At 57.3% G+C, this 21,687-nt stretch carries 18 protein-coding genes and 4 pseudogenes; 14 read left to right on the forward strand and 8 right to left on the reverse strand.

What is annotated here, in order from left to right; all coding sequences use genetic code 11:
- The 5 genes from FHT97_RS31575 (at window position 1) to FHT97_RS17760 (ending at window position 3,192) form a co-directional block, all read left to right on the forward strand.
- The gene (locus FHT97_RS31575) at window positions 1-336 is read left to right on the forward strand and encodes a hypothetical protein (RefSeq protein WP_183863829.1); all 336 of its coding nucleotides are present in this window, start codon (window positions 1-3) and stop codon (window positions 334-336) included.
- A 330-nt stretch (window positions 337-666) separates the two neighbouring features.
- Entirely contained in the window at window positions 667-1,029 is a 363-nt protein-coding gene (locus FHT97_RS17745) for a PfkB family carbohydrate kinase (protein WP_246712665.1), read from the forward strand.
- A gap of 445 nt (window positions 1,030-1,474) precedes the next feature.
- A complete protein-coding gene (locus tag FHT97_RS17750; protein ID WP_183757612.1) occupies window positions 1,475-1,873 on the forward strand; it encodes a DUF1236 domain-containing protein in 399 nt (132 codons plus the stop codon).
- A 66-nt stretch (window positions 1,874-1,939) separates the two neighbouring features.
- Window positions 1,940-2,530, forward strand: coding sequence for a BA14K family protein (locus FHT97_RS17755; RefSeq protein ID WP_183757610.1), 591 nt, complete (start codon window positions 1,940-1,942; stop codon window positions 2,528-2,530).
- A gap of 368 nt (window positions 2,531-2,898) precedes the next feature.
- Window positions 2,899-3,192, forward strand: a complete 294-nt coding sequence (locus FHT97_RS17760; protein WP_183757609.1) for a hypothetical protein — start codon at window positions 2,899-2,901, stop codon at window positions 3,190-3,192.
- A 262-nt stretch (window positions 3,193-3,454) separates the two neighbouring features.
- On the opposite strand, the gene FHT97_RS17765 is transcribed toward FHT97_RS17760, so the two are convergent.
- The 3 genes from FHT97_RS17765 to FHT97_RS17775 form a co-directional block, all read right to left on the reverse strand.
- Window positions 3,455-3,697 (reverse strand): hypothetical protein, encoded by a 243-nt coding sequence (locus FHT97_RS17765; RefSeq protein ID WP_183757607.1) that lies wholly within the window; start codon window positions 3,695-3,697, stop codon window positions 3,455-3,457.
- Window positions 3,698-3,778: 81 nt separating this feature from the next.
- On the reverse strand, window positions 3,779-4,162 hold the full coding sequence (locus FHT97_RS17770; protein WP_246712666.1) for a flavin reductase family protein: 384 nt from the start codon (window positions 4,160-4,162) through the stop codon (window positions 3,779-3,781).
- Window positions 4,163-4,309: 147 nt separating this feature from the next.
- Window positions 4,310-5,011 carry a GntR family transcriptional regulator gene (locus FHT97_RS17775; protein WP_183757605.1) on the reverse strand — a complete coding sequence of 234 codons (702 nt, stop codon included), beginning with the start codon at window positions 5,009-5,011 and terminating at the stop codon, window positions 4,310-4,312.
- A gap of 256 nt (window positions 5,012-5,267) precedes the next feature.
- On the opposite strand from FHT97_RS17775, the gene FHT97_RS30850 reads away from it, so the two are divergent.
- The 3 genes from FHT97_RS30850 to FHT97_RS17785 are packed head-to-tail and all read left to right on the forward strand — an operon-like array spanning window position 5,268 to window position 6,733.
- Window positions 5,268-5,501, forward strand: a complete 234-nt coding sequence (locus tag FHT97_RS30850; RefSeq protein ID WP_259130650.1) for a hypothetical protein — start codon at window positions 5,268-5,270, stop codon at window positions 5,499-5,501.
- A complete protein-coding gene (locus tag FHT97_RS17780) occupies window positions 5,485-5,649 on the forward strand; it encodes a hypothetical protein (protein WP_183757603.1) in 165 nt (54 codons plus the stop codon). The genes FHT97_RS30850 and FHT97_RS17780 overlap by 17 nt, the downstream gene beginning before the upstream one ends.
- 37 nt (window positions 5,650-5,686) lie before the next feature.
- Window positions 5,687-6,733: a GlxA family transcriptional regulator gene (locus FHT97_RS17785; protein WP_183757602.1), complete on the forward strand. Its 1,047-nt coding sequence runs from the start codon at window positions 5,687-5,689 to the stop codon at window positions 6,731-6,733.
- A 186-nt stretch (window positions 6,734-6,919) separates the two neighbouring features.
- Here the strand turns inward: FHT97_RS17785 and FHT97_RS17790 are convergent.
- The 3 genes and pseudogenes from FHT97_RS17790 to FHT97_RS17800 all read right to left on the reverse strand — a co-directional run bounded on the left by FHT97_RS17790 (window position 6,920) and on the right by FHT97_RS17800 (window position 12,307).
- Window positions 6,920-8,075: pseudogene (locus tag FHT97_RS17790) on the reverse strand (DUF3422 domain-containing protein).
- A 1,093-nt stretch (window positions 8,076-9,168) separates the two neighbouring features.
- The gene (locus FHT97_RS17795; RefSeq protein ID WP_183757600.1) at window positions 9,169-11,112 is read right to left on the reverse strand and encodes a mechanosensitive ion channel family protein; all 1,944 of its coding nucleotides are present in this window, start codon (window positions 11,110-11,112) and stop codon (window positions 9,169-9,171) included.
- 13 nt (window positions 11,113-11,125) lie between these two features.
- Complete coding sequence (locus FHT97_RS17800; RefSeq protein WP_183863830.1) at window positions 11,126-12,307, reverse strand: alpha/beta hydrolase; 1,182 nt, start codon at window positions 12,305-12,307, stop codon at window positions 11,126-11,128.
- 291 nt (window positions 12,308-12,598) lie between these two features.
- On the opposite strand from FHT97_RS17800, the gene FHT97_RS17805 reads away from it, so the two are divergent.
- Window positions 12,599-12,814, forward strand: coding sequence for a hypothetical protein (locus FHT97_RS17805; protein WP_183757597.1), 216 nt, complete (start codon window positions 12,599-12,601; stop codon window positions 12,812-12,814).
- A gap of 840 nt (window positions 12,815-13,654) precedes the next feature.
- Here FHT97_RS17805 and FHT97_RS17810 read toward each other — a convergent pair.
- On the reverse strand, window positions 13,655-15,307 hold the full coding sequence (locus tag FHT97_RS17810; protein ID WP_183863831.1) for a hypothetical protein: 1,653 nt from the start codon (window positions 15,305-15,307) through the stop codon (window positions 13,655-13,657).
- 205 nt (window positions 15,308-15,512) lie between these two features.
- On the opposite strand from FHT97_RS17810, the gene FHT97_RS31425 reads away from it, so the two are divergent.
- The 5 genes and pseudogenes from FHT97_RS31425 (at window position 15,513) to FHT97_RS17835 (ending at window position 20,352) form a co-directional block, all read left to right on the forward strand.
- Window positions 15,513-16,004 (forward strand): hypothetical protein, encoded by a 492-nt coding sequence (locus tag FHT97_RS31425; RefSeq protein ID WP_183757595.1) that lies wholly within the window; start codon window positions 15,513-15,515, stop codon window positions 16,002-16,004.
- Window positions 16,005-16,303: 299 nt separating this feature from the next.
- Window positions 16,304-18,292: a peptidoglycan-binding domain-containing protein gene (locus FHT97_RS17820; protein WP_183757594.1), complete on the forward strand. Its 1,989-nt coding sequence runs from the start codon at window positions 16,304-16,306 to the stop codon at window positions 18,290-18,292.
- A 373-nt stretch (window positions 18,293-18,665) separates the two neighbouring features.
- Window positions 18,666-18,997, forward strand: a pseudogene (locus FHT97_RS17825) (transposase); the annotation flags it as partial.
- A 196-nt stretch (window positions 18,998-19,193) separates the two neighbouring features.
- Window positions 19,194-19,688 (forward strand): annotated as a pseudogene (locus FHT97_RS17830) (ATP-binding protein); the annotation flags it as partial.
- Window positions 19,689-20,112: 424 nt separating this feature from the next.
- Window positions 20,113-20,352 carry a hypothetical protein gene (locus tag FHT97_RS17835; RefSeq protein ID WP_183757593.1) on the forward strand — a complete coding sequence of 80 codons (240 nt, stop codon included), beginning with the start codon at window positions 20,113-20,115 and terminating at the stop codon, window positions 20,350-20,352.
- Between the two features lie 818 nt (window positions 20,353-21,170).
- Here the strand turns inward: FHT97_RS17835 and folE are convergent.
- Window positions 21,171-21,666: pseudogene (folE, locus tag FHT97_RS17840) on the reverse strand (GTP cyclohydrolase I).
- Window positions 21,667-21,687 lie beyond the last annotated feature (21 nt).

The raw sequence follows: 21,687 nt of genomic DNA on the forward strand, positions 1-21,687 counted from the left end.
ATGATCGTCCATGTTTCTGGCGAGGAAGCGATGGAGCAGATCGAATGGGCGAGGATGAGGGGCATCAAGGTCTATGCGGAGACCTGTCCGCAATACATTGTCCTGACGGCGGAACATCTGGCTGGTCTCAACATGGACCATTCCGGCGCGAAATATGTCTGTTCGCCTCCGCCGCGCGACCGCCTCGCAAGAGGCGATCTGGCGTGGCATCGCCAACGACACGTTCCAGACCTTTTCTTCGGATCACTGCCCGTTCCGCATGAGAATACGCTTGGAAAATCCGGCTCACGGGCACGCACATCCTTTGCTGGGGTCCGAACGGCATTCCCGGGGTAGCGGCGCGCATGCCGATCCTGTTTTCGGAGGGCGTCAGCAAGGGGCGGATCTCCCTTCAGCGCTTCGTTGCGTTGACGTCGACAAACCATGTCAAGCTTTTCGGCATGTACCCGCCCAAGGGCATGATCGCGGTTGGATCATCGGCGGCCGTTTGCCGGGCGAGGGGGGCTATCTGGTTCTCCAGCAGGAAATCTCCAACGCCACGACGCGGGGAGCACTTGAGATGGCTCGCTCGAGTGGCGTTACGAGGATTTTGAATGTATCTCCCTTTCATCGCAGCTCTGAGGATCTTTCGCGGCTAGCGGATATTGTCATCGCCAATCAGCATGAATGGTCTCGGCTGGCCGGCGGCGCTTCGACGCCGCAGAATGGAGCCTCAGACACCAACAGACGTTCGTCGTGACAAAGGGCTCGGAGGGCGTTTCGGTTGCTTCGCCTTCGGACTATTTCGAGCTTGGTGCGCCGACAATCCAGCCGGTTGATACCGTCGGTGCGGGCGACACCTTTTGCGGATACCTCGCCGCAGCTTTGGATCTCGGAGATCCGCTTCAGGCGGCCGTCAACGGCGCGGTAACCGCGGCGAGCATGGCGTGCCTGAAGGCTGGAGCGCAATCGTCCATCCCCGCAAGGCGGGAGGTCCTTGAGGTGGGACGAATTGGAATGTTCGGTCCACGTCCGCCTTCAGCCGGCTGATGGTTCGATTGGGATTTCGCGTGGCAGCGGTAGGTCTCGCAAAGCCGCTCCGAACACGTCGAAGGGCGAGACTGATCAAGAAAAGTCGGTCCTACGCCAGTTCTATCGTCTGCCTTATCGGAAGCCGAAGAAGCTTAGAACCGCAAGGATAATCACGATGGCGCCTACAAGCCAGATCAGGTTGTTCATGTGCAATTCCTCCTAGGTCCGCTATCGATCACATTAATCCTCTCTGAGGAGCGCGATCACTTCAGTCCGGTCGTGCCTTATGTGGCCGGCAGTGGCCGGGGCCTTCTGACAAACGGTAATGCGCCCCGGCTGTTCCGACGCACGGACTTAAGTCCGGGCGCCCTCGGACCAAGGTCCTAGCAGCGGAACAGGTTCCTGGACCATCCGTTCTCTCGCCGCGGTCGTCAGGGCCGCATCAAGGAGAAGGAGCTAAAAGATGTTTCATAAGGTTATCGTCAGCGCAGCCGTCTCGGCGGCCCTCATGTCTGGCGTCGCTTTCGCCCAGTCGTCCACGGTGAATGGAGCTGCAGGTGGTGCCGTGACAGGTGCGATCGTCGGTGGTCCTGTCGGTGCAGCCGTCGGCGGTGTCGCCGGTGCCGTCGTTGGCGCAGCGATCGATCCGCCGCCGCAGAAGGTCGTCACCTATGTCCGTGAAGCTCCGGCGCCGACGACGCGCATCGTTGTCAAGGAAAAGGTGGTGGTCGGTCAGCCCCTTCCAAAAACCGTCGTCGTGACGCCGGTTCCGGAAAATCCGAAATACGCGTATGCGGTCGTGAACGACGAGCGCGTCATCGTCGAGCCGTCTTCCCGCAAGGTTATCCAAGTCATCAACTGATCCGTTCCATGGACGCGGCCACCGCCGCGTCCAGACACGTCGGATAATCAAGCAGGAAGTCGCAGGATGAAGACCGTCGCATCGCTGGCGTTTGGTATCGCAAGTTCTATCGGCGCCTGTATCGCCGCGAGCTCGGTGGCCTCGGCAATCATGGCAGGTTCGCAGGCTCATGAGTTCGATACTTCGCCCTCGCCTGATCTCTGGACGAGCAGTCCGGTCCGGGTCGACGTGGCCAAGCAAGGGTACGAGCGCATCCCGGCATCATATTCAAGCTACGTCACCGACGCGGCAAAGGTCAGGATCGCCGTCAACAAGCCGGAAGCCACGACTAAGGAACTCGAGTCAGTGAAGCCGACGTTGTCCGCCGAACACGTCAGTTGGTGTGGATCACGCTATCGATCATACGACCCTGCCTCCAACAGCTATCGGGCCTACAGCGGGCAGACGAAGACATGCATGTCGCCATACGCAGCATTGGAGGCCACCAAGAGCGAAACCGCTCAGGCGGGATCTGGTGTGGCAGTATACGCTGCCGAGGCGTGGTGCGCGGCCCGTTATCAGTCTTACCGGGCATCTGACAATAGTTACCAGCCATACAGCGGCCGGCGCCGGACCTGCGTTCCGCCTGATCACCAGGAAATGGCCTCGACCAGATAGACACCAACGACGGTTATGGCGGGAAAGGGGGTGTTTACCAGGGTTGGCCCGAGGCCCAAGGGCTAAACGTCGGGTCAGGCACAGAGGAAGGATAACGACATGCTGTGGTGGATATTCGTTGGTTATCTCGGGTTGATGTCGACGATGACGGCCGGCGTGTTGCTGATGATACTGCGAAGCGTTTGGCGGGCGAGGCGTTTGAAGTCGCCAGGAGTGAGTGAAGACGCCGAAGCTGTGGTTGCTGATAACGCTGTACGGGACCGCAAGGTTCAGCCCATAATTAGGGCGAGGGAATGCTGAACGAAGTGCAGCGCAACTTGAAATACAATCCGGTCGCGACATCTATGAACACACGCAAGTGAACCGATATGTCAAAGCATCTGTCCCTCAGCCAATCCCCAACCCTTACCGCAGAGCAGACCAGCTCGATTCTGCTCGGCTTTGCCGAGACGCTATCAGCATTCGGGCAACAGCTCCCGGGCGAGGAAAGCGATCTGAGTGCCATCCTCGAAGACGTCGCTGCGTCTGTCAAAGCAATGGTCAACGATATTGCGCATGGCGACCACGATGTCGCTCTTGAAATCATCCGATCTGCCGCAAGGCTCATCAGCGTGATGCGACAGGTCATGTCCCGGCGTTCGATGTCGCCGACGCTTCACTAGTAAGCCGAGGTTGGGAGATCGGGACGACGCTGGATGCGGTTGCGAACGGGCTGCCGATGATTGCCGTTGGCTTCTCCCACCAATCCTGCCGAATGGCTGTCCCCGCGACCGTCAGCTTGCCTTTGACGCTCCGCCTTGACGGGTGTCACTCCCCGGCCAATGGCTTCGCGCAGCGAGCTGCCATCCTGTCGATCCGTCAAGGGAATTCATCAGCTCCACAAAGTCGCAGGCCTCAGCCCAGGTCATGCGGGAAACCGGTACTTCACAGATCATGGCGGGCTGCCCATCCGATCGTCTCGACAAATCGTTGCGCCTGGCCGAAAGGAAAATCGAGGCCGGCGATCCACGGGCCTCCGGTTGAAAGGAAATCCTCGAAGGATGCGAAGGTGGCAAAGGTCTCGAGCGCGATGAATGTCGACACATCGCCTTTAAGCTCGCAGATGGCGCGGGTGATCGGCTTCCGGCGACTTGGCTTGCTGGTTAAATCGATACCGAATACCTTCACCGCGCCGTCAGCGCCTCGCCGATCGCGTAGTAATGGCCACTTGCGACATGGTGCAGGCTGCGCCACTCGGGCCCGGCGGTTTCAAAGTGCCATGCCCGTCCCTGAATACCCGTTCGTCGGCCCAGCTGCGGTCACCTCCGCAATGAAGAGATCGTAGGGGGACTGGATGTGGGGCTCCCCGATTACCCGGCAAGCAAGCCACGCCGAGCAGCCTTCAACAAACGGAAGGTCCTGCTCTGGAATGTCAAAGAGTGACACGCCGGATGCCAGGAGTTTCTGAGAATCCCGGTGAAGGCTTCGCGTTCCGACCTGTTGGGTCAGGTCAAGTTGCGCCACGGTTGGCACCTGGACGACGAAGCGCCCGCTTGCTTCCATCAGCGAGCGTATCCTGGCAATGCTGTCTGCCACGACCATCAGCTTGGGCGGATCAATGTCGAGACCCCAGCACCATGACCGCCATGACATTGTCGACGCCGTCATGCCGGGCGGACACGAGAACGGTTGGCCCATGGTTAACTAGACGGTAGGCCTTATGAACTTCGACCGGCTGGACGTGGATCTTGTTCACAATCGGAAACGTCGCCCGGCTCCTGTCATCTCGCGATGTGCAGGTTAGCCCAGACCTTCCGCCATTGCATAGGTCAACAGGACATCCTGGATATTCACCCGGTCTTCGCTCGGCAGAAGTGCACGGGTTGTAATCGACTCCAGATGGTGCGCCATCAGTTCAATGGCGCGCCCAGTCTTGCCCGCCATCAGTGTCTCCAGCAATTCGCGATGCTCTGAGACCGCGCATTCCGACGAGTGCGGTCGGCCGTAAAGCGTAAGGATGAGCGAGCTTCTGGCAACAAGTTCGTTGATATAGCGAATGAGGCTCTCGTTCTCAGTCATCTGCGCGAGCAGCGTATGGAACTCTCCCGCAAGTCGAATGGATGCGGCATGATCCTTGGTGGTGGCTTCTTCTGTCGCGATGTGATCGGACAATCTTGCGATCTGGGGCTCGGCCAGTTTTCCCGACAGTGTTTCGACGACCAGACGTTCGAGCGCCATGCGCGTCAGGAACAGATTTCTTCCCTCCTCAAGCGTTGGTCGAGCAACAACGGCGCCTTTGTTGGGGCGGAGTTCCACCAGACCTTCACTGCTCAGTCTCACCAGCGCCTCGCGGACCAGCGTGCGGCTGACGCCCAGTCGTTCCCCGATGGAGTCCTCGGGCAGTTTCGATCCCGGCGTCAGCGCCTGATCAAGGATGGCTCGCTTCAGGGCACGATGAACCGCGTGCGCGCGGCCGCCTGCCGAGCCTGCCTTCTTGGTCATTGAAAGTCTCCATTTAAATCGGTTGAGGCGATGGATTGCATACGAAATGGGCCTCTGTCCAGTGCGTACCTGATCCACAAACATCATTCCTGGCGCTCGCTTTTGCCTGCGTCGCTCGCATTACGCGACCCCGGCTGCTCGTATGCATGAACCTAGCTAAAGCGTATACAATAAATGTATTCATGGCTGGGTGCGCAAGTTTTATCCTGAAGAGGCTTGATGGTTTCATCCGGTGATAGCTGTGGCCTCGATCGTGGTGTTTCTGCTCTTGCGATTGAGCCCAGACGATCCAACCGTCGTCATAGCAGGTGACAACGCCGATGCTACGACCATCCAAAGGATCCGTGCTTCGCTTGGCCTGGACCGGCTCTCACGCCGAAACCTGCCTGATTTCACAGCTGTGCTCGCCGGACCCCGAGAGGCCACATTGTGCCGCAACCGCATCCGGCGAGCGGGCGGGAAATGGTTGTTGCGTGGTCGCCGCTGCTAATCCCGCCGATAGTCGCCGCGCGGCCGAAGGCAAGAGCATGCAACTGAAGATCTGCAGCTGGCTTTCAGGACCGCTTGATGAGCAAATGCCAATGAACCTGCTGCCCAATAACGCAGGATATATGGTGACACTGCACCTGCTGGTATAAGATTTGGCCTCTCGCAAGATGAGGACGGTCGAGTGGTATGGACGGCAGCAAATCGGCTAAATTGAAAATTGGATTTCTGTTGGCAAGGAACTTTACGCTGAGCGCGTTTTCGTTGTTTGTCGACACTCTCCGACTGGGGAGCGACGAAAAGGACAAGTCCGGGCGGGTGGCGTGCGATTGGCTGGTAATGAGTTCCGACCGGCGGTTCGCAACGTCCAGTTCTGGCGTGCAGGTGGTGCCGACGGCGCTGTTGAGGCCCGCAACGGAATTCACCTACATCGTGGTCGTGGGGGGCCGACTTACCGACGCGGAAGCGTTGGACGTTGATACCATTCGGTACTTACGTGGGGCTGTCGAAGATGGAGTTCCTGTAATCGGGCTCTGCACCGGCAGCTTTATCTTGGCCGATGCTGGCTTGCTGAAAGGAAGGACGGCCTGTGTCAGCTGGCTGCATCATAACGAGTTTCGCGAATTATTCCCCGATACTCCCGTAACATCGCACGAACTTTTCGTGGAGGATGACAATATCATTACTTGTGCAGGCGGCAGCAGCGCTGCAGACCTCGCGGCATTTTTGTTGAACCGCCATGTCGGGGAATTCGCCGAGCGGAATGCGCTGGAAATCCTCCAGATCGCCAGACGCCGGGACGCAAGAGAAATGCAAACCCGCAACCCGCTCGGCCAAAGAGCCGATGACAAGCGCGTCGAGATGGCGTTGCTGATCATGGAGCAACATCTGGAGGACCTCCTGGAAATCGAGGATATCGCCAGTCAGACGGGGCTGTCGCGCAGGCAACTAGAAAGGTCGTTCAGAACCAAACTCGGAGTCTCGCCCGCTTCGGCTTATCTAAGGGTTCGGCTAGACGCGGCGATGCGACTGGTGAAGACAACAACCCTGCCATTGGCTGAGATAGCGGTCATGTCGGGATTTGAGAATTCTTCGCATTTCATTCGGAAGTTCCGGGAATGCTTTGGAAATCCCCCCGCGACAGTTCGAAAAAACCTCAGGCTGGAGACTGTTCGCGCAGAAAATATAGGTGCTGCTGCGCTTCGACGGACGACAGCTGAAATCAACCGCACGTGATCGGGTAGCGCCAGGCTCTTGCTGGTGTGTCGCAACCAAGTTTTACCAGACAATTTTAGTTTGAATTGGTCCGAGGATGAGAAAGCCGAGACATAGGTTGTGGGGTTCGTCTGTCAATTGACGAACCCCATTGCCGTCCTTATCGCTGCGAGGTTTCCGATTGTAGCCGCGGCCCTACGCCTCTGCCTACAGGGCATGCTTGACGCGAAGTATCGTAACGGCGACGGCAGCCATGACGATCGGGATCGAAACCAGCATGATGACCGGACTGAAATGATAGCCTGCGTGGTCAGCGGTCTCGAACACGAACTTCAGATAGTAGCTGATCGCTATGATCGAGAACCCTTCCACAGTGCGCTGGATTTTGACCTGCGTGGCAGCGTGATCCGCCATGGCCTGGATTTGAGTGGCGTTTTGATACTCGATCTCGACCTGGATGCGTGTCTGCAGCAGGTCGAGCAGGTGCATCGTGGCGCGTGAGAGCTGTTCCAGCCGAAGGGCAGTTGCCTCGCATGTTCTGACCGCAGGCTTTTGAGCCGCCTTTCGACGAACGTGCCGAAGCACTGAAAGCCCGGGACATGTGTCTCCCGGAGCAGCGCGATCCGTTCCTCTACAATCTTGGCGTATGCTCCGGTTGCTCCGAACCGGTTGCGAGTCTCTGCCGTGGCCGAAATAATGTGCGAGGACAGTATCGTGATGTCCTCAAGGACCCGCTTGTGGTCGGCCGCCGGAGTCATCAGGTTGCGCTTCGTGAGCTCCACAAGCTTGGTATCGTAGCCACCAAGTACGGGAGCGAGCCGCCGCGCTTCAGGAGGGCCGAGTAGCGCCATGGCACGGTAGGTCTCGATCTCAAAGATCCGCCGTAACATCCGCCCTAGCCGGTGCGCATTGAGATCCTTGTTGAAAAGAGGGATCCTGCTCAAATGAGCCGGTCGAATTCTAAAATCGGAGCAAATCTGGGCAGAGCCGCCGCCGATCAAAGAGGCGGCGGTGTCTCCGAAGTCAAAGGTCCGAAGAATAGGCCCGAGATCGGCCGGAGCCTCCGGCATGACGAGAATACTGACATGGCAAACGAGGCGAGGAGACGCTAGCCCGGCGAGGGCCGCGAAATCTGTCTCTGCAAGATCAGATTCGGGCCAGGTCTTCGCCTCGGCAGCAAGCTTCCGCACGCGTCACCGTGACGAATTCGGTGTGATGCTCGAGCCGGACAGAGATCTGCCTGGACGCTGTCGTGAAAGTCTTTGATTATCCCATCTGCAGGCATGAAGGCAACATGCTCGACGATCGCTGGGCCAGCAAAGTATAGAGAAGGCCGCGCGTGAAGTTCTGCATTGAAGTCGATGGGTGCGCGGTCGCTTCTTAAGGATTCGTCGGTATCTTCCTTGCTGGATGAACCAAGGCCCAACTCCTTCTGGGACTTTGAAATCACTCTCGTTCGGCTCCCCGACATCGATGGTGGCTTTCGCGTGAAAGAAAAAGGTAGACTACGGAAAACCAGGGCTGTTGGAAAGTGTTGTCGTGCAGCGGGGATGAATTGACCTTACTGTGTCTGCCATGCGACGACGAAAAATCCTGATACGCGATCGCGCCGCTGGCCTGCTTTTGAACCGCGGCAGAGGTCCTTCGCGCAACCTCCACCTCACTTCATTGATTGCGTGATCAAAAAAACAAAGAACCTCACTCCCGATCTCGTTTTCAGCCAGGTCTCGGGCGAGACGAAGAGATGCGATCAGATCGGGAAGGGGATCATCCAATACGGTATCCTCCATTAGGATTTCTGATGGAGGTTGCCCCCAGGCTTCGAGCTCCTGCAAGGTGCTGAAGGGCGGATATTGCCTGTCAGAAGCCGGTTGGTCACGCAGCCTTTATGACGGAGACATCGCATGATCGTCGGTTCGGCTTGAGGTTCGCCGATTTTGTCGTCGAGGCGTGTCCCACAGATGGAGCGGAGAACGGTCACTGCATGTGCGGTCATCAGACTGGACTTGATGGCTCTTCGATGTTTCCTCCTCCTCAGCGGCACCTAAAGGAGGGCTTCATGTTGGATCCTGAAAGCTTCAATGATCACGAACATAGGGCGCGATTTCGGCTTTTGCTTCGACTGTCGCTTCCATTGACACGGCAATGTCTGCCATCCAGATCTTGATAATTCCGAAAAGATTGCTCGGTCCGGTGCTATTGCTAGAAGGCTATATTAACGACTACGCGGACCGAGAGCCGGCGATCTCGATTGCCGCACTCATCGCAGGTCCTGAAAACGTGTAGGATCGGATGCAGTGGTCGCGCTAGCGACCACTGGCGCGACCCCTTAGCGTCACTGTGCCAAGCCGGACGACAATCCAGACGATGTGTCGACGTGTCACGCGAAAGGCGCACAACCTGTAGCCAGACTGCTTTCTGGCCGATCGTTGCCAGCGATCATTCCACAGCGCTCCTCACTCGACTGGAGCATCGCCAGCCTGCTGGGCCCGGATTGCCTGGGCGGCCGCCGCGCCGCCGCCCTTGTCGTCGCCTCCGACCTGCACTGTCGGCTGGGCGAACGAGATCCCGTTTGACAGGAAGACCTCCCGAATCTTGGCGTAGGCCTTGCGGCGGATATAGGTTTGCATGCCGGGAACGGTCGTCATAGCGAAGCTAAGGACGATGCCATAGTCGGCAAAGTCCTCGACGCCCTTCATTTTCAGGGGCTCGATGAAGAGTTTTCCGAGTTCCGGATCGTCCTTCAATTCGGCTCCGACTTTCTTAGTCAACTTTCGCGCATTCTCGATATCGGTGTTGAAGCCGACGGTAATCCTGAACTTGTCGATGACCCAATCGCGGCTCATGTTCTCGACAGCGCCGAGTTCACCGAAGGGCACTGTGAATACTGGCCCGCGATGATGGCGCAGCCGGACGGAGCGCAGGCTGAAGCCTTCGACGGTTCCCTTGTAATCCTTGGCCTGGATGTATTCGCCAACCCGGAAGGCGTCGTCGAGCATGTAGAACACGCCGCTGATGATATCCTTGACAAGGGTTTGCGAACCAAAGCCGATCGCGACACCGAAGATGCCGGCTCCCGCGATTAGTGGCCCGATCTGCACGCCGAGCTCGGCCAGAACAATCAGGGCCGCCATGACGGCAACAATGACGGCCAGGGCATTGCGAAAGATCGGAAGCAGCGTCCGAAACCGGGCCCGGCGGGCCGCATCGGCCGGCACAAGCAAGGTCGTATCCGTTGCTACGCGTAGTGTCCGGTCGATCCAGCCTTTGGCCAGTTGCCAGACAAGATCGGCGCAGACGAGGATCAGGACGCTTTTAAGGCCACCGTAGAACAGGGCAACGATGACCGGATCACGCTGACCCAGCGTATCGGGATTGAATTCCCACACCAGCGCCAGCCATGCGACGGCGAGCGCGATGACAGCTGCCCTTGCGCCTCGTACGAGCAGGATGCCGCGAAGACTGGCCGGGTCGGCTACGAAGGTGCCCGCGATACGCCCGACTGTATTAAGGACACCTGGAAGAATGAGCGCGTAGATCCCGATCCAGAAGAGACCACGCATGTCGAGGCTCCAGACAAGCCATAGTGTAACGATGAAGGCTGCAAAGGCCGCTTTCCATGCGCGGGGCCGCTGCGAGGTGGCCCACACCGCCTCGATCGCAAGGAGCAATATGATGGAGGAGAAGCAGTAGCTGATCGCGTCGGTGACGGTGAGCGGGACGCCAAGCGGCTCACCGACCGCCGCCGTTGCAACCGACAGGCAGATGATCCCGATGAGGACCGCCAACCTTGTGCGCAGTGAGCGTGTGATATCGGCTGCTGACAGACAGGCGATCGCCAGGCGAAATAGGATGAACGCCGAGAGATAGGCAAGCAGGGTGATGCGGGCCAGCGGTGGCCATTCCACCGCGAAGAACACGATGGCCATAGCGCCGGTGAAGATGCCGATTGGCGCCAGCCGTCCGGCGAGCGTGTCGCGGGACCCGACAAATCTGCGGTAAAGACCCTCTGCGAGAAGCCCGAGAAGGATTAATCCGGCGAAAATGAAAAACACCGGTGCATAGCCCCGGCTCGCTGCATCATGCCGTGTCCGGAGAGCCGCTGCAGCGATTTCTGACGGAATGGCTGGTATCGCCGTGACAATTTCATGAACGCGTGTCCGCGCCGCTGTCTCCCAGCGGGCCAGGCTGGAGGTGTGTGGCGGGGAAGTCGGTCTTGCACCTTCCGTGCCGACGCCTTTGCGGCTTTTCAGCCAGGTCTGAACCTCAGGATCCTGAAGCAGGCGCACAAGCTCGTCGATCTTCTGTTCCGCGACGGGGGCGGGGGCGGGGGCGGGCGATTGCGCCATTGCGTTGAACGCGATGGAAAGGCCGGCGATGAGAGACAATAACCATTTCATGCTGATACCCTTCCTATTGCGTAAGCGTCTGCGGCTTCAGGTCACCCCCAAGCGTCTCGTCGGCAGGCACTGGCTTTCTTCGTTTTGCAAGCGGTTGCTCGATGATCATCGCCGGAGCCGCGACAGCGGTGGCCGCGACCGTGCCAACGCTCGAGACGGTCCCGCCAACGACGGCTGTGATGCCCTGTCCGAGGGTGACGTTTGAACCGGTCAGTGTCTGGCCAGTCATCAGGCGTTGGCCGATGAGCTGGACGATTTCCGGGCTGCTTTCGGCAAACTTGGCGTGATTGAGCCCGTCCTCGGTCTTTACCTTTGTTCGATCAATTGCGGTTATGTCGGCCTTTTCCAGCTCGAACCGGTAGGGCTCTTCTGCCGGATTTATCGCGCCGAGACGAGACACGTGGCCGGTGATGAAACTCGAGACGGCAAGCGCTTTGTCATCCTGCGAGACGAAGATCGTGAACTTCGGACGCGGCTCCCCCATTTCCATGAACTGTTTGGCAATCACCTGGATATCAATATCCGGCGAGGCAAGGATCACCTTGTCGATCTTCGTATTCACCTGGCCGCCTCGTATGCCCATCTGACGCAGGGACTTCATAGCGAGCCATGTTCCCATCGAAGGGGCCATGATGGTGATATCCTTGACATTTGGGTCAGCGGCGAGCGTGCGGTGCGCCTGCTCCAGCCCGGTGCGCGAATAGTTCGTGCTTTCCTTGTAATGCTGATAGGCCGTGATCTCACCACGCGTGGGCCAGGTGAACAGGACGGGTGTCGCCTGCATCTTGCTGTCGTGCACGATCTGGACCGGCCGGAAGACGGAATCCTCGTAGGTATTGTCGAAGCCGTGAATAAACACCAGCGCATGGCCCCCGTCCACATGCTGCGCCAACCATGCTCGTTCCTTCGCAATCGTGTCTATCTGCTGGACTTCGGTTACGGCAAAATCCGTTGCCGGGTCCGGTGGCAGGCGCCTAGGCCCCTGCACCGTACCAGGCTCACGCTTTGGCGGGAGCGAGCCGTTAAACAGCGTGGCAGGATCGCCGGGTGACTCGCGTGTAGTCGCGACCAGCATTGCCACCTTGGAGATCGGGGACGAGGAGGCGGGGAGAGGAATCGGCGTCATGACGCCGTCTGGATGTCCACAGCCCGTCACGGAGAGGAGGAGAAGGAGAGGAATGAGACGCTTTGGCATGCACGTGTTCCAGCTGTCGCCCGGATGAGGGGCGTTTCAGCTGGAGGCTACCAGCTAGCGCATGTCTAGGCGTGTAACATCATGTAGTATCTGTCGACGTGGCAGCCACCATGTGCGGAATTGCCACGCCTGTCACCCCATGCGGTGGCTAATTGGTCATGGTCGGCCAGCCCCCCGACAATTCGGCGCCGGCAGCGCGCAGTCCCGCGAGGATCCGCTCCCTGTCTTCCGGACGTGCCAGACGCATCGAAACTTCGCGCTTGATCGATGGCATGAGCGCAGGGATGGAACGTGATCGCCGTCTCGCCGAACGCTTCCCTGAAGCGCAAAACGGGCGTTCCGGACAGCAACCGATTCCTCGTGGGCGGCGCCTCCATCGACGACAAGGATTTCCTTGAACTTTACCAGCTTCGAAATCACTTCCCCGGTGACGCCGTCCGAGATCGTGGAGGTTCCGGCAACATCCTGGAAGCGGTCGACAACGATCATTGGCAGTCCCATCGATGACTGTATCTTTTGCCGGCTGCCTGACTTCAACAAAAATGCCAGTTGCCATCATCGCTGCCACTGTTGACGTCCCAGCGACGTCCCAGCGCTTGAACCGCGCCTTCTTTGCGCTCGGCCACAACGGCCGCTTCGTTCGGCGCAGGATCCGACAAGACTTGAGGGCGAGGAGAGCGTCGGCGCGCCTTCGATCGCATCGTCAAGCCGGCGCGAGCCAGTTTGAACGTTGGGACGTTCCCGCCCTCGGGATCGTGATGACAACAGGTTCGCCAGGCCCCGCCATGAGGTGAAATCGCTCGCGTTCGCGGCGAATTCGGCCCGCCTCCATTCGGACAGCCTAACCGTTCTGGGCATCGAAATTGGTCCGTCCAAAGACGACCTCAGCGATGGTGTAGGCCTTGAGATACTGCGAACGGCCCGCAAGCGTGTCTGTCACGATGGGTGAGGAATCGCCAGGCGCCCTCGGGAATGCGGTCCAACTGGTTCAGCACTTCCAGATGGAGTCGGAACGACCATCTCGCCTGTCTTTGCACTTGTCATTATTAGGTCCCCTCGACATCGACCAGCACAAGTCAAAGCATAGGGAGAAAACACCAGCTCAGCGATGTGACAACAGGGGTAAAGGAAATGCTTCCGACGTCGATGTCCGGCAAATCACCCTCACCCCGGCGGTCTCGGGCATTACTCGAGTTTCGCGAAAGCAGCTTCGTTCTGCATCTTTTAGTTTCTCTGTCCGCTTGACCGAGAGAGGGGCATCGCGCTCCTGTAGATGGATCCCCCTACGACGTGTCAACGAGAATACCGCCAAGTGATGCCCGTGTGGCAGGCCTGTCGTCCGTCAGGTCAGTGAATGCGCTCCAGCTTCGAGTACCCGCTCTCGCTGGCTTTGACTTTCCAAACTTCGCCGCTCGCTCTGTATGTTGCTGTACCAATCCCAGTCGCGTGCCCATTTTCAAAAACACCCTCAAACTGCACGCCTTCGTCTGTAGCCATTACACCTTTGCCGTCAATTTCGCAGTCTCGACCGACAAATTTACACTCACCCAGGTAGGTGAACTCCCCCACCCTTGTCTTTCGAAGAATCCAGCCGCTACCTGACTTCAGCACTGTTAAGTGATTGCCCGTGTCGGGATCGTAAAAGGCCAAGTTGCGAAGTAACTTGGACTTTAGTGCTGTCCCAAACAGCTCGACAACTCTGCACTCCTTTCCACGCTCGCCGACATAGCACGACGACAAGTATGAGGTTTTCGGTGTGTCATCTCGAATATCTGGAATGGTCGTACCCGCGCCAATCCCAATTTTCACGTCGCTGTACATGGCCGCTGTCAGCAAATTCCCATACATCACTTTCGGAGAAGCTCGTAAAGCTACCTCGGCTTGGGAAGCACTTAGCCATTTAGCATCGAAAAGGCTTTTCCTAAATCCTTCGTCCAACTCAGTTGAGTAGTCGAGCGTTTGTTCAAGGTTGAGATGGTATCCCATCGATAGCACAACCCCCTTTGCCAGGATGACAAATAACGGGTCCGCGAATTTGAGACCCGGCATCGCCTCAACCCGGTTAAGTCGACCACCTATATCCCCGCAATATAGTGCCATCTCGACTTTGGAAGCTGCGGCAGCAATTACCGAAGCCGAAACGTCCCGTTTGGGCGGATTCGCCATAGACCAAGCGGCTTCGCCAATCCCATACTCGATCACGCCCTGAACAGGGGGGATACCAATTGCCGACGTGGATTTAATGAGTCCACAAGTTTCGTTCAGATATACCGAAAAGCTTGAGACTAAGCTCTCGTAGCCAAGTGCGTGCCGAAAATCCATCTCCGATGGTAGCGCGCTGGAAACAGGGTGAGTATGGACATCAGCGATTTGTTTGCCGGTACAATTGACGGAATCCTGAATGAACGAGCTTGTTGTTTTGGAGCCCGCCAGCGCAGGACCAGCTGTCCACACGCCATTGGCCGCGTCGAAACCCATACAGGAAGAAAACTCCCGGCCTTCACTTTTTGTCAGCGCAAACAATTCCCGCATACGTGTCGCCCATAGTTCTGGCAATTCGATGTAGTCGGGAAAGCCCGATATTTCTTCTACCGGCGTTTCATTCGAAAGTATTTTATCGGAAACGCTCGAAGACGAATCCTCCGCGACAACTTGTCCCGGCAGGAGGGTGACAAAAGGGATTTTACTTATGAGAATTAGGTACAGCAGCGAGCGGTGCATTGCCTTCACCCTGTGAAAATCGGCACTAATTAAGCATTTATCTTCGTTTTTTTCGATTTCAACGTTTGGCTTACTTAGCGGAAAACCTTTGGTAGGCGAATGATATGGCCAACGCATCTTTGGACCGCCCCTAGTTTCATCCTCGCTATCAATCTCAGTCTTACGCCCGCCGAATTCTGCAAGACAGCAGACATTTCGCTCTCGCAAGGGAATCGCCGAAAATGCCTGTCGCCCCTCAAGGAGCTCCTCCTTCCACTGCTTGATTTGATTGGCGTGCACGTCGAACTACTAGAGATAATTCCACCAGCGTCTATTCACCCCTGATGGCGCAAGCGCCACCTTGAAGGCCGGGCTATGTTGCGGCGCGGTCGTCTCGTCATGGTATCTCCTGTTCCCGCATCTAAGCCGAAGTCAGTCAGAAATTCCACTTATCCATGCTGTCCAAGTTTCCTGAGCCAGCTCTCGACCGAGCCCGATTGGTGCGATGAACTCAATCACGACCTATCTTTGCTCAATCGTGAGCTCGGTTGCAGCCGCGAATTGCGTCAAGAGCCCAATCCGTCATTCGCAAAGGGCAGGTCATAATTCAGGTCCTTACTCACCCGGAATTTTTCCCTGGCAAGTCTTCAACTATCACGTTCAAAACCAAAAGAATAACGCGACCAGCCACTCCTACGAGCTTGCACTGGAAGGCGTGAAGCCATTGATCGCCAAGGTCTGGCGCTATTGCGAGGCGAACAGCATCTCGGGAAAGACCCTGACACTGAAGGTGAAGTATTCAGATTTCAACCAGATCACGCGCTCCAAGAGCATAGCACAGGGCTTCCAATCGCCAGCGGCGATCGAAGAAACTATTGCCGCGCTCCTGGAAAGCGCATTTCCGACACGTAAAGGAGTTCGACTGCTAGGACTGACCATGTCTTCGCTGGAGCCCTGGACCGCAGGTACCATGCAGCAGTTGACACTGACATTGTGAAGCCAACGCAATGCTGGTTTCGTCCGTGGCCTAATCCGACGAATGCCAGGCCGCGGATCCTGGTATCAATTCCGCCTTTACAGTGGGGTTAAGCGACTAGCGCAAATCATCATAAGCTTGTCGATTAACGGATCTGCCGAGAACCTACTTTTTCGCATGGTTGTGCAAGCACATAATGAAGTAATCGAAACTAATTCTGGATGACAATAATAACCGGTGCGAGTAAGTTGTAAAAAGTACCATATCGAGTGTGAATAGACACGACTTGGGTCCCCTTATGGGCGCCCGGGGGGATGGTTATGGTTGACTATACACTTTCCCAAGCAACAAATTTGCGACCAGATCCTGATGATGCGTCGATTAATGTCGCTTCGCTCCTCGAAGGTGAGAAAGTCTCAGGCCTCCGGGAAATAGGACCGTGGATGAAGATCGCTCTTCTTCGTGACGGAAGGCAGGTTCTCGGATGGGTTCACTCCGACATTCTGAAAAAGTCGGAAGGGATACCAATTGTACTTTTCGATGAGCCGGAGGGCCAATCGAAAACTGTCAATGGGTCCATCTCAAGGGTAAAGCTGACCTTAACACCGTGGCAAAAAGTGGACGTTCTGGTCGACGACGGAACGGTGCAATCGGGCTGGGTGGACACCAGTACCGTGGTCGCGCCAACGGGGCCCAAGATCGAAGCGCCAGCCAAGCCAGAAGCCGTTGGGGAACTTGTCTTGGGAGTGAACGACGTTTACCGGCCACACTTGCTTCTTGCAGAAGAACGCACCGAAATTGATGCAGCTGCCCTCGCGGCAGTGATCAACGCTGAGGCTGCCAAACTGTCAAATGGTGAATGGGACCGAAATAGCAAAGCGTCGACAAGCTCGGCAGCCGGGTTGACCCAATTCCTTGCCGCGACATGGCTTGGCGAGGCCAAAAAGAACGGGACCTATTTGAACGAACGCGCGAGAGCCAAAGGTCTTATCACAAACGGAAACGCAGTCTCCCCGGGCGATGAAGACAATCTCCTGAGACTACGGTTTGATCCCGAGATGTCGATAGTCGCTGCAGCGGAGTACGGCGCTGCGAACCTGAAGTCACTAATTGCAAACGGACTTGTCGACGAGGAAACAGGTGACGACGAGAAAGCTCAGTTCATATATCTTGCTCACCACGAAGGGTTGGGAGGTGCTTGTTCATTTTTGCGCGGAAGCACGGGGTACACATTTAGCGACCTAGCGACGCAAGTAGGGGCGGCCAAGGCGCAGCGGTTTATCGACGCGGCCGGGGGAAACGCAACTCAAGCTTACCGGAACTGGCTCAACAGTTACATCCAGGAGCACATCCAACCGGAGCGCTACAGGAAGCCAGCTGACGTTGCGGCGGCGCCTCTAATAGGAAGTGACGCCTCGAAGGCGCTCGCCCAATTCGATGGCACGCCCATCGATCTTTCTGAGATGAGCCGTTATACCCCGTTGGCAAAGGCGGTCCAATGGCGGCTATCTGAGCTAGGCTACCTCGATCCTCCCGCAGACGGAAGTTTCGGCCCGGTATCAACGTGGGCTTTGTCCGAGTTCTGCCAAAGCAACAATGTGTCACTGAGGGACGGGTTCACGCGAGCGGTGGCGGATCGCCTGGTCTCTCCATCAAATATGCTTCCCGAGATTGCTACGAGCGGGACCTGGTTCGACAAGGTTATCGGCTATATGCGGGGCAAGAAATATTTCATATGTCGGCATCCCGACTGCAAGAACATTGTGTATCTGGAAGGCGTAAACCCGGACGGTACGTTGAACGACGACGCCCCCAACAAATTCAACGATATCCGTATCGTTTTCTCGGTAGGAGAGGACGGACGGCTAAACCTCCAGAATGCGATATGGGACGGGACCACGGAGCCTGGCAAATTTTGGACGGTGAACCCAATGAACCCTATGGGTGCCGCTCGGATTGCCTTCAACCAATATAAGGCGTGGGTGGTCGGTACGCATCGTCCCAATTCGGCTTCTGCGCACGAGGCCCTAGTTCAGGTTGAGCCGGTTACCGTGTGTCGCGACCTGAACAAGGATTTCAAGCGAACGGGAGATCAGCTGGATACCGGACTGTTCGCCATCAACCAGCACTGGGGCTACGACGCTCCGAAAGACGACCTTGGTCGGACGAGCGCAGGTTGCTTGGTTGGGCGTACAAAGGATGGCCACCGGAAATTCGTGCAGATGATAAAGGCCGATCCTCGTTACCTTGCGAATCACTCCTATCGGTTCGTTACAGCCGTCATGCCTGGCGACGAAGTGTTGGGATAGCACGATACGCTCCGTCATTGGCAGGAGGATCTACTGCAATGCGGCTTTTGTGAAAGGTGAACACCGGTCGGGCGTCAGCGCCGAAACATAGTGCCATCCTGAAACCCACCCACCTCGATTGAGACGGTGCCACTGGAACACAATCGATGACGGCCGAGACTCTCCGGCAGCCCTCATTCAGACGTTGTTCGCTTTATGAGCGGGACAATCGGGGAGGCTCCTGCGCCTGGCAAGGGTCCCTGGCAGATGACAGAGGATTGCGATCCGAGGGTCGGGAAGTCGACTACAGCAGGTCCTGTGATCGATGAATCGATTGTGTGAGGTGACGTGGCGCGGCGAAGCTTATTCAACATCGACAACGAAAAGGTGGATGATAGCACGAGCACTGAGCGATGATCTTCGGTTACGCGTATTGAAGGCGTCTGCGGCAGGCATGTCGGCACGCCAGCCTGCCGCCCGGTTTGGGATTAGGATTTCGACGGCAATCCGCTGGATCGCAAGAGCCAGCGGTAGTGAACCGACATCACGGCCGCAGGGTTGGCGAAGGTCCTCAAGCTTGGATGCACACGAGAGGATTTCATCGTCGAGATGATCGATTATCGCAAGGACGTGACCGCTCGATGAAATGGTCGAGCGTCTGTGTGCGGAGCGGCAGGTGAGCACTAGTCGGAGTGCACTTGGTGCCTGGCTGCGAGGCGCGGATGGAGTTTAAAAACGTTTGGCCCGCCCGTCTGCGAGAGGACTTTATGGTGTTCTGCAGCGCGACAACCAAGATGAGACACGGCAAGACCACCGACGGTCCGAGATATCGACACGCCACAGGCGCTGACCTTGCTGCGTGAACCCAGGGCCAACGTCGAACGCTATGACGGTCTGCGGGTCCGGATCGTAGGAGGTCGCCATGCGTCATGATCCGGCCAGCGCCGCCGTCGTCATCATGCTGCGTAGCGGCATGGCCCAAACGGCCACGGACCTGATCGAGCAAGGAGCCCCAGCGTTCGATGCGGCCGTGCCGATCCTGTTTCAGTTGCTGAAAGCCGAGATGGCTGAGTGTGAGGCCCGTTCGATTGCCTAATACATGAAGGCGGCCGCTTCCCGGCCTACAAGGACATCTCCGGATACGACTTCGAGCTAGCGAGATCAACGAGGCGACGGTGCGCCAACTGCCCCATGCGAATTCGTGGAGGGAGCACAGAACATTGTCCTCATCGGCGGGCCGGGCACAGGCAAAACGCGTGCCGCCGCCCTCGGCGTTCAGGCGATCGAGCATCATCGCCGAAAGATCCGCTTCTTCTCGACCATCGAATTGGCCAACGTCCTCGAGCAGGAGAAGGCCAAAGGGAAGGCAGGCCAGATCGCTGAGACGCTGGTTCGCCTCAATCTGCTGATCCTTGATTAATGTGCACTGCGAAGAGATGTGAAGCCAGCACCGCAAGAGCCTGCAACTCGCAATCTTCCCGTGATACCACTCCACATAACTGAGCGTCTATAAGCGGCGCAGCCAGCCCAATATCCCGCCATCATAAGCGATGATCTGCCGATGACATCACGTCGGGAAAGATTTGTTCGAGCGCTTGGCGCATCATATCGATATCGCCCGCGCGTAGCGCATCGTTACGTTCAGCCCCGAGTGGCCAAGCCATTGACTTATGGTGGCGTTTGTCAACACCCGCCTCGCGGCCTAATGCGCTTCCATTCAACCTGGCGATTGGCTTCGGCGTTGGCAACGAATGCTTCAAAAACAGGGGAAGCCTTTTTAGCGACGACTTAAATTTGATACTGTGATAGCACTAACAAAACGACGGCGATGGAGGGAGCGCATGTCGGACTGCAAGAAGCTTGCTCTGAAGACGATGCTTTGCACCATTGCATTCACTTGTTCACTGGCACAAATGGTGAGCAGCCAGCCTGTCGAGCAACCGCCCCCAATAGTCGACCAGGTTCATAGCGAACGGAAGGATCAAAAGGAAGCTCTGAACAAACGGGAGGAAGAGTTGGATGAAATGGCCAAACAGGCGCTGCTGAAAGCGCATCCACTTGCCGTTCAGGAATTTCCATAGTGATAATGAATAATCGTCGGGTCTGAGCTGAGTGTTTCCGCGCGCGTGCGCTTAGCACAACATCGCTTCTTACGGTTTCGCCCAAGTGGTCAAGCGCGAACCACTAGCCGCCTGACCTGCCGCCGCCCCGGCTTAATTCGCTGAGCAGCATCCAGGCTGCGCGTATCCAGTGAAGCGGCGATGTAACCCGTTCCCGAGGCGGATGCCACCTTCCGTTACGGAAATCAGCCAACGCCTGAGCCTCCAGCCTGGTTCTCTCGCTCAAGCCATTCCTGTCCACGAGCGGTTTGCCGGTATCGTGATCGACGACGGCCCACATGCCATTCTCAATTTCATGAATCTCATAGCGTTGCATTGGAAGCCATGAATAGCCGGATAGACGGGTTATCGAAGAGCCAGCCAACGCCGAGGGCGTCGATTGTCTGTCTGGCCGAGGGTTGATGGATAGGTAGAAGGTCCCGAGGGGCTTGATTGGCGCTATCTCCCCCCGGGGCCTCCACTGTCCGTTAACGCTTGGGCATTCTCAAGATAACTCCTGTGCCATATGCCGGGATAGCCGGACTAAGGTCCCGTGCGATACCGTACAAAAGAGCCCGGTTGCCCGGCTAATGGCAATTGCTGCCGATTGAAGCTCGATGTCTTGAGTCTCTTTCATTCCGCAATTCGAGGTGGTCGGGCTACTCATGATGATCCGACCTTGCTCGCGCACCTGAAATCTCGTCCGGCAAGATCACGGTTCCAGACTGCCGTCGGCAGTTGTGCTGGAACACCTGGTCTTCCCACCCTGGTAAGCACCTGAAGCAACCGCGGCTTTGGCACTATGCCCGTACCACCATCATGAATTGCGCGTGCTTGCCCGCATCGAGCTTGAAATCGCCTTCGAACGCATTGGTGATCGCCAACGCACTTTGCTTCTGAATTCCTCTCATCGCCATGCAGAGATGCTCCGCTTCGACAAGGACGGCCGCTCCTTTCGGAGCGAGACTGCCCATGATGGAATGCCTGGCCAATGATCGGAACAAGATGGTGCTCGCAATGAGAGTGAAACGGGATCGCCTTGATCAAGACCATCTCGGGATACCCGCTGACCTCGCGGAACGTCCGCGCGAGCTCCGTGGCGGGATCGATATGGTATCCCGAGAAGATCTCCTTATAGGCTCGCGCCGCACGAGCAGGTGTGTCGCGAAGGCCCTCCCTGTCGGGATTATCGCCTCCCCACCGCAAGAACACGCGAACGGCTTGTTCAGCCTGTTCGCGTGTCACAGGCAATGTTTCAGCCTGATCGACGGGAGTGGCGTCGAGGTTGCGGAAGATCTGGTTCAAATTCTTCGATCC

It is taken from the genome of Rhizobium sp. BK399, assembly GCF_014194695.1.
Taxonomy (GTDB): Bacteria; Pseudomonadota; Alphaproteobacteria; order Rhizobiales; family Rhizobiaceae; genus Rhizobium.

Excerpts from the sequence above, each read along its gene's own strand:
- FHT97_RS31575 (WP_183863829.1), top strand. The coding sequence starts at position 1 with ATGATCGTCCATGTTTCTGGCGAGGAAGCGATGGAGCAGATCGAATGG.
- FHT97_RS17745 (WP_246712665.1), top strand. The coding sequence starts at position 667 with ATGGTCTCGGCTGGCCGGCGGCGCTTCGACGCCGCAGAATGGAGCCTC.
- FHT97_RS17750 (WP_183757612.1), top strand. The coding sequence starts at position 1,475 with ATGTTTCATAAGGTTATCGTCAGCGCAGCCGTCTCGGCGGCCCTCATG.
- FHT97_RS17755 (WP_183757610.1), top strand. The coding sequence starts at position 1,940 with ATGAAGACCGTCGCATCGCTGGCGTTTGGTATCGCAAGTTCTATCGGC.
- FHT97_RS17760 (WP_183757609.1), top strand. The coding sequence starts at position 2,899 with ATGTCAAAGCATCTGTCCCTCAGCCAATCCCCAACCCTTACCGCAGAG.
- FHT97_RS17770 (WP_246712666.1), bottom strand. The coding sequence starts at position 4,162 with ATGTCATGGCGGTCATGGTGCTGGGGTCTCGACATTGATCCGCCCAAG.
- FHT97_RS17775 (WP_183757605.1), bottom strand. The coding sequence starts at position 5,011 with ATGACCAAGAAGGCAGGCTCGGCAGGCGGCCGCGCGCACGCGGTTCAT.
- FHT97_RS17785 (WP_183757602.1), top strand. The coding sequence starts at position 5,687 with ATGGACGGCAGCAAATCGGCTAAATTGAAAATTGGATTTCTGTTGGCA.
- FHT97_RS17795 (WP_183757600.1), bottom strand. The coding sequence starts at position 11,112 with ATGAAATGGTTATTGTCTCTCATCGCCGGCCTTTCCATCGCGTTCAAC.
- FHT97_RS17800 (WP_183863830.1), bottom strand. The coding sequence starts at position 12,307 with ATGCCAAAGCGTCTCATTCCTCTCCTTCTCCTCCTCTCCGTGACGGGC.
- FHT97_RS31425 (WP_183757595.1), top strand. The coding sequence starts at position 15,513 with ATGAACTCAATCACGACCTATCTTTGCTCAATCGTGAGCTCGGTTGCA.
- FHT97_RS17820 (WP_183757594.1), top strand. The coding sequence starts at position 16,304 with ATGGTTGACTATACACTTTCCCAAGCAACAAATTTGCGACCAGATCCT.
- FHT97_RS17835 (WP_183757593.1), top strand. The coding sequence starts at position 20,113 with ATGTCGGACTGCAAGAAGCTTGCTCTGAAGACGATGCTTTGCACCATT.